The organism is Pseudomonas sp. Irchel 3E13, from assembly GCF_900187455.1.
In the GTDB taxonomy this organism is placed as follows: Bacteria; Pseudomonadota; Gammaproteobacteria; order Pseudomonadales; family Pseudomonadaceae; genus Aquipseudomonas.
This window is the reverse complement of the sequence record NZ_FYDX01000003.1, coordinates 505,499-512,345: the sequence shown is the minus strand read 5'-3', so window position 1 is coordinate 512,345 and position 6,847 is coordinate 505,499. Positions and strand designations below refer to the sequence as shown.

The following is a 6,847-nucleotide window of genomic DNA, read 5'->3' as shown; positions in this document are numbered from 1 at the left end:
GTGATGCTGATAATCTTGCTGACTATCAGTCCGAATTCACAAGCACCCACACGAATTGCTTGATTCAATTGTTAAAGAGCGGTTGGTTAAGAGCTTTTCGTCTCAACCGAGGCGCGCATTCTACGCTCTCCTCTCAGCCTGTCAAGCGTTTATTTTGAAGTTTTTCAGAATTTCTCTTTCAACTTCAAACACTTGACTCGCTTCACTCTGCGGCGTTTGCTCGCTTCGTGGGGGCGCATTCTACAGAACTACAAAACCCCGTCAAGAGAATATTTCGAGAATTTTCAGAAATTTACGTCCCCGTTCAACAAGTGCTTTTCCGGCTAGAAAACCCTTCCTTATATAGAGGGAGAACAACCCCATATTTTTCGTATGGATTAACAGGTTGCCGCCAGCAACCTTTAAATGGCTCGCAAGGCCATTCTTGAGCGGTGCGTGAATGTTCAACAATATTCAGGCGAATTATGCGATAAACGGCGCCCCCGGAAAAAACGAACACCATGACGGACAATAAACGAGGCAAGGGACTTTCATTTGTCAGGAGGATCTATGCACCGCGCACCATCGGCATGGGTATCGGCCTGCTCGGTGTGTACGCCGGCATGCTGCCTCTGGACCCACCACCATGGGTATGGGCAGTCATGTTCTTCAATGGACTGCTCTGGCCGCACCTGGCCTATCAGATAGGCCTTCGCTCGCCCACGCCCTACCAGGCGGAACAACGCAACCAGCTGATCGACTCCATGACGGGCGGCTTCTGGACCGCCAGCATGCATTTCAATCCGCTGCCGAGCATCACCATCCTGTCTATGATGACCATGAACAACGTGGCCGCCGGCGGCCAGCGCCTGTTCGTCCGCGGGCTGCTCGCGCAGATCGCCGGCATGCTGCTCTCCATGGCCATATTCGGCCCGGGCCTGCAACTGGTCAGCAGCAACCTGCAGGTCTATGCCTGCCTGCCGATGCTCACGCTTTATCCGCTGGCGCTCGGCTGGGTCTGCTATCGCCTGGCGATCCAGCTCTCCGAGCACAAACGCAGCCTGAGCGCCCTGAGCCGTACCGACAGCCTCACCGGCCTGCTCAATCACGGCTCATGGAAGGACCTGCTGCAACTCAAGTTCCAGACCTGCCAGCAACAACTCAGCAGCGCCGTGATCGCGATCATCGACATCGACCACTTCAAGACCATCAATGACACCTACGGCCATGTGGTCGGCGACGCAGTGCTACGCCATCTGAGCGCCGAGCTGAAAATCGGCCTGCGAGAGGATGACCTGGCCGGACGCTACGGCGGCGACGAGTTCTGCGTGATCCTGCCCGACGCCAGTCTGGAGCAGGCCGCAAGAATCATGGAGCGGCTGCGCGAACGGGTTGCCAGCTACCGCGACCCCGCCCTCCCGGAACTGCGCATCAGCCTGAGTATCGGTCTGGCCATCTGCCGCACCGACTTCGACGACCCCGTGGCCTGGCTCAACGAGGCCGACAAGGCGCTCTACACCGCCAAGAACAGTGGCCGCGACCGGGTCAATTTTGTCGGTGGGGAAAACGTGCCGCCCAGAGTCGCCTATCCTGAGTGAAGTCAGCCCGCGCCGCACGAGCCCGTGCGGAGCGCGCCCACAGGATTTGGCACCGCCATGGAAAGGAACACCACCGCTCGTCAACGCTGGGCTCAGCCCAGGTTGCAAACGCGAAAACTGATCACCGGCGCCGTCCTGCTGTTTTCGCTGGCCTGCCTGATTGCTCTGGGCGCCCTGTTCAACATCGCCCATCAGTTGAACCAGAGCGAAAGCCGGCGAAGCATCTTTCACACCGACCGGGCCCTGCACCAGCGACTCGACGCCTCTCGCCAGTTTCTCTCCAGCTACGCCGTGTGGGATGCCGCCTACCAGCACTTCAAAAGCGACCCGGACACACGCTGGGCTTATATAGAGAAGAACATCGGCGAATCCCTCTACACCGCCAGCGGTTATGAAGGTGTGTTCGTCATTGATGAGCAGCGCACCAAGTACGCGTTGTTCAAGGGCCAGCTCAGCAACTCCCCGATCAGCGCTTATCTCGATACCCCGCTGGAAGCCGTTATCACCGAAGCCCGGGGCCTTGCCGCGAGCCGTCGCCAGTTGAGCCGCTACGTCTTGTTCAACGGCTGGCCGGCGGTGCTCAGCGCCGCGGCGATTCGCCCGGACGACGAGGTGCTGAGCATTGATCCGCAAACCGCCCCGGTTCTGCTCTTCGTCGACCAGTTGACCCAACCCAAGCTCGACAAGCTCGCCAGCGATGTCGGCCTGGATACCATGCACATCGTCAAGGCGAGCGACGAATCTACCGGCCTCGCGCACCTGCCACTGGACAATATCGGCTATAGCCTGCAATGGAGCCCGCCGCGTCCCGGCGACCACTTGCTCTGGGCGGTACTACCGCCACTGCTGGGTGCGATCATCATGCTGAGCCTTTTGATGGCCTACTTCTTTCGTTACGCACTGCGCGCTTCACGAGAAATCGACAGCAACCTGAATGCCCTGCAAGCCAGCAATCAAGCCCTGGAGTCCAGCGAACAGCGCTTCCGCGCGGTGGCCGAGGCTGCGTCGGACTGGATCTGGGAAGTCGACAGCCATCACCGCCTGACCTACCTGTCGCAACGTTTCGTCGATGTCACCGGCTACCGTACCGAGGACTGGCTGGGCCAGCCGCTGAACCTGCTGCTCACCTGCGAAACCACGCCGCTGGGCGCCTGGCTCGACAACCTCGATGAACCACCCGGCCAGCAGGCATCCCACCTGCGCTGCGCCTACCGTGACCAATACAACCTGCTGCGTTTCTGCCGACTTTCGGCGCGACCGATCTATCTGAAGGGCCAGCCTACGGGCTTTCGCGGCACCGCCAGCGACATCACCGACGAAGTCGCGGCCCATGCGCGCATCCAGCACCTGTCGATGCACGACGCCCTGACCGGCCTGGCCAATCGCAACAAGCTCTCGCGGTTCCTTGAGCAGGCGCTGCTCAAGGGCCCGGATGCGCCGCCCCTCACTCTGATCCTGCTGGACCTGGACAGCTTCAAGCCGATCAACGATTCCCTCGGCCACGCTGCCGGCGACGCGGTGTTGCTGGAGGTGGCTGCACGGCTGCGCGACTCGACCCGGGACGGCGATCTGGTGGCTCGACTTGGCGGTGACGAATTCGTGCTGGTGATCGCCAAGCTGGACAACCGCAGCGAAATCGACCGCTTCTGCGCCCGTCTGATCGAAAACCTGCACACCCCCATCCTTTATGAAGATCACAGCCTGCATATCGGCGCCAGCCTGGGCATCGCCCAGACCCGCCTGCACGGCACCGATGCCGGCGAACTGATCCGCTGCGCCGACATCGCGCTGTACCAGGCCAAGGCCCAGGGCAAGAACACCTGGCGTTACTTCTCGGCGGAGATGAACCAGCAGATCCAGTACCGCCGGCAACTGGAGAACGATTTGCGCCGCGCCGTGAAGAACCACGAATTCGTCCTGCACTTCCAGCCGCGCTATCGCCTGCAGACCCTGGAAATCGTCTCGGTCGAAACCCTGGTGCGCTGGCAGCATCCGGTCGAAGGGCTGCTCGGCCCGGACACGTTCATCCCGCTCGCGGAACAGACCGACCTGATCGTCCCGCTGGGCCTGTGGGTGTTGCGCAGCGCGTGCGAGATCGCCCGCGGCTGGCCGGGGGCGTTACTGGTGTCGGTAAACCTGTCGCCGGCGCAGTTCTCCCGCAGCGATGTGGTTGCCGATGTCCGGCAGACCCTCATGGAAACCGGCTTCCCGGCCCAGCGCCTGGAACTGGAGATCACCGAGAACGTCATGCTCAACGATATAGAAGGGGCGCTCGGCACCATGAATGCACTGAAGGAGCTCGGCGTGCGCCTGAACATGGACGACTTCGGCACCGGCTATTCGTCACTGGGCTACCTGCGCACGTACCCCTTCGACAGCATCAAGATCGACAAACGCTTCGTCGCCGGCCTCAGCAGCGACAGCAATGACCGCGCGGTAGTCCAGGCGATCATCAATCTCGGCAAGGCCATGGGCCTGACCGTCACCGCCGAAGGGGTTGAAACCGAGCAGCAACTCAAGGCGCTGGGCATGGAAAGCTGCCATGAGGTCCAGGGTTTCTACCTGAGCCGCCCGCTAGAGCGCGAGGCGTTCGAACAACTGCTCGAACGTCATCGCGAAGAAAGAAGCGAACGCGGGCAAGCAGGTTAGACCGGCAGCGTCCGCCCGACGAGCTCAGCCCACTCGACGCCGCTGCGCCATGATTTCCGGCAGGTCACGCCGCCGCTGGTAAATCCGCAGTGGCTCGCTGACGTTAAGCCGGTCATCGACATTCTGTGCCAGCAGCACATCGATCAGTTCACGGCTGAGGGTCATGACCTCGCCATCGCTGCCCTGCCAGACGAATTCGCTACTGGGGGTGATGCTGTCATCGGCCACATCCATACCGAACGAGTCTTCGCTGAAACGCACGATGTGCTTGCCGAGTTTGCGGTGGAAACCGACGAAGCCCTTGAGCTGGTCGGCGGCGGAGCAGATGTCCTGGGACGTGATGTGCATGTCAAACCTCGCTGAAAACACCCAAAAGGATGCAGGTCAAAAAGAGTTGGCACGCAAGTAGATGGGCATTCCTCTGACGGGAATGATCGGGTCGGACAAGAGTAATGGAATTTGCCTACCGCTTGCTCCGAATTTTCTATCTCATCACGGATGCTCGCTACACTTGCAGCCGACACTCGATTTTCTGCAGCCGATGTTCCATGAAGACTTCAATATTTCCAGACAGCGCTACCATCAGCCGTATTCAAGTAGTGCCAGCCATTCTCCAGGTCATCAGCGAAACCACTGGCCTGCGCTTTGCCGCCGTCGCCCGGGTGACGGAAACCCGCTGGACCGCCCTCGCCGTTCTCGACACCCTGGGGTTCGGCATAAAGATCGGCGACGAACTGGATGCCCGCAGCACCCTGTGCGGTGAAATCCGCCGCACCCATCGGACCATCGTCATCGACAAGGCCAGCGAGGATGCCACTTACCTCGACCACCCCGCCCCGCGCACCTACGGCTTCGAAAGCTATATCGCCGTGCCGGTGTTTCGCAGCGACGGTAGTTTTTTCGGCACCATCTGCGCCTTCGATCCACAGCCGCAATCGCTGAAAGGCAGCGCCATCCAGCCGATGATGGAAGCCTTCGCCCGGCTGCTGACGATCCAGATCGAAAGCGAGGAAAGCGCCCAGCGAACGGAAATCGCCCTGGAGAAGGAACGAGAAATCGCCGTGCTTCGTGAGAAGTTCATCGCGGTACTCGGCCATGACCTGCGCAATCCGCTATTCGCTATCACCGCCGGTGCCGAATTGCTGGTCAAGCGCCTGAGCGACGAACGCTCGCGCAACATTGCCGCACACATCCTCACGTCCGGTCGCCGGGCCACCCAACTGGTGCGCGATGTTCTCGACTTTGCCCGTGGGCGGCTGGGCGATGGCATTCCGCTGAGCATCCTGCCCTGCCCGGACCTGGGCGAGGCGCTGCAACATGTCGCCTCGGAGCTGCACCGGGTGCATCCGCAACGCCAGATGCAACTGAATATCGCCGATCTATCGAGCATCTATTGCGACCGCGAACGCATCTGCCAACTGCTCTCCAACCTGATCGCCAACGCCGTGCAGTATGGCGACGAGAGCAGCCCGATTACCGTCTCGGCGAAGATGGAAGACAACCTGTTCATCCTCGGCGTGCACAACTTCGGTCCGCCGATCGCGCCGGAGGTGGTGACGCAACTCTTCGAACCGTTTTCCCAACTGCCTTCGGAAACGCCACAGGTCGGCCTCGGGCTTGGCTTGTATATCGCCAAGCAGATCGCCCTGGCCCATGGCGGGCACATGGAAGTGCGCTCGTCCGCCGAGGCCGGAACGTTGTTCAGTCTGTACTTGCCGGTGGATCGAGCTGAGACGCCAGCACCCCGGCCAGCCAGTCCATGAACACCCGTACCCGCGGCGGCAGGTAGCGCTGGCGGGCATAGAGCAGGGAAACCGGCATGGCCGCCGGGACATGATTGGGCAACAGCGCCACCAGTTGCCCGCGCGCCAGGTAGTCGCGCAACCCTACCCAAGGCGCCTGGATAATGCCCAACCCGGCGAGGCCGGCGCTTTCATAAGCATCAGTGTTGTTGGCGGTGATCGGCCCGCCCATGTTCACGAAGCGGGTAGCGCCCTGCTCCTGATACTCGAAGCCGGGGCTGCGTGAACCGAGGGCCTGCACGTAGTGCACCAGATGGTGCGTCTCCAACTCCGCCAGCGACGTGGGCGTGCCGAAACGCGCGAGATAAGCCGGGCTGGCGCAATTGACCATGGTCAACTGGCCCAATGGCCGCGCCACCACCGCCAGGTCGCTCAAGGCACCGATGCGCATCACGCAGTCGAAGCCCTCGCGCAGCAGGTCGACCTGGCGGTCGGTGCAACTCAGCTCCACCGTCAATCCCGGATGCGCGGCCATGAATTGCGGCAGTCGCGGCAGGATGATGCGCCGGGCCATGCGGGTCGGCAGATCGACCCGCAGGCAGCCACTCAGCTCGGCGGGATCGGCGCGGAACAGGCCTTCGATTTCCTCCATCCGCGACAGCAGCTCTTTACTACGCTCGTACAGCAGCAGGCCGTCCTGCGTCGCCTGCACACGGCGCGTAGAACGGTTGAACACACGCGCACCGAGCTGGCTTTCCAGCGCCCGGATCTGCTCGGATACGGTCGAGCGCGGCAGACCAAGTTGCTCGGCGGCCAGGGTGAAACTGGCCAGTTCATTGACCCGGATGAAGGTCCGCAGCAGTTCCGGCTTGAGCATGG

General features: G+C 61.4%; 5 protein-coding genes. 3 read left to right on the top strand and 2 right to left on the bottom strand.

Annotated features, from left to right (window positions below; all coding sequences use genetic code 11):
- Window positions 1–500 precede the first annotated feature (500 nt).
- Together CKW37_RS07090 and CKW37_RS07085 are read left to right on the top strand one after the other, a co-directional pair.
- Complete coding sequence (locus CKW37_RS07090) at window positions 501–1,577, top strand: diguanylate cyclase (protein WP_095154964.1); 1,077 nt, start codon at window positions 501–503, stop codon at window positions 1,575–1,577.
- Window positions 1,578–1,634: 57 nt separating this feature from the next.
- Window positions 1,635–4,226: an EAL domain-containing protein gene (locus CKW37_RS07085; protein WP_095154963.1), complete on the top strand. Its 2,592-nt coding sequence runs from the start codon at window positions 1,635–1,637 to the stop codon at window positions 4,224–4,226.
- 24 nt (window positions 4,227–4,250) lie between these two features.
- Here CKW37_RS07085 and CKW37_RS07080 read toward each other — a convergent pair whose 3' ends face one another.
- Complete coding sequence (locus CKW37_RS07080; protein WP_095154962.1) at window positions 4,251–4,574, bottom strand: DUF2025 family protein; 324 nt, start codon at window positions 4,572–4,574, stop codon at window positions 4,251–4,253.
- A 200-nt stretch (window positions 4,575–4,774) separates the two neighbouring features.
- Between CKW37_RS07080 and CKW37_RS07075 the strand changes: the two genes are divergently transcribed.
- Window positions 4,775–5,989 carry a GAF domain-containing sensor histidine kinase gene (locus CKW37_RS07075; RefSeq protein ID WP_095154961.1) on the top strand — a complete coding sequence of 405 codons (1,215 nt, stop codon included), beginning with the start codon at window positions 4,775–4,777 and terminating at the stop codon, window positions 5,987–5,989.
- On the opposite strand, the gene CKW37_RS07070 is transcribed toward CKW37_RS07075, so the two are convergent.
- Window positions 5,928–6,845, bottom strand: a complete 918-nt coding sequence (locus CKW37_RS07070; RefSeq protein WP_095154960.1) for a LysR family transcriptional regulator — start codon at window positions 6,843–6,845, stop codon at window positions 5,928–5,930. The genes CKW37_RS07075 and CKW37_RS07070 overlap by 62 nt on opposite strands.
- Window positions 6,846–6,847 lie beyond the last annotated feature (2 nt).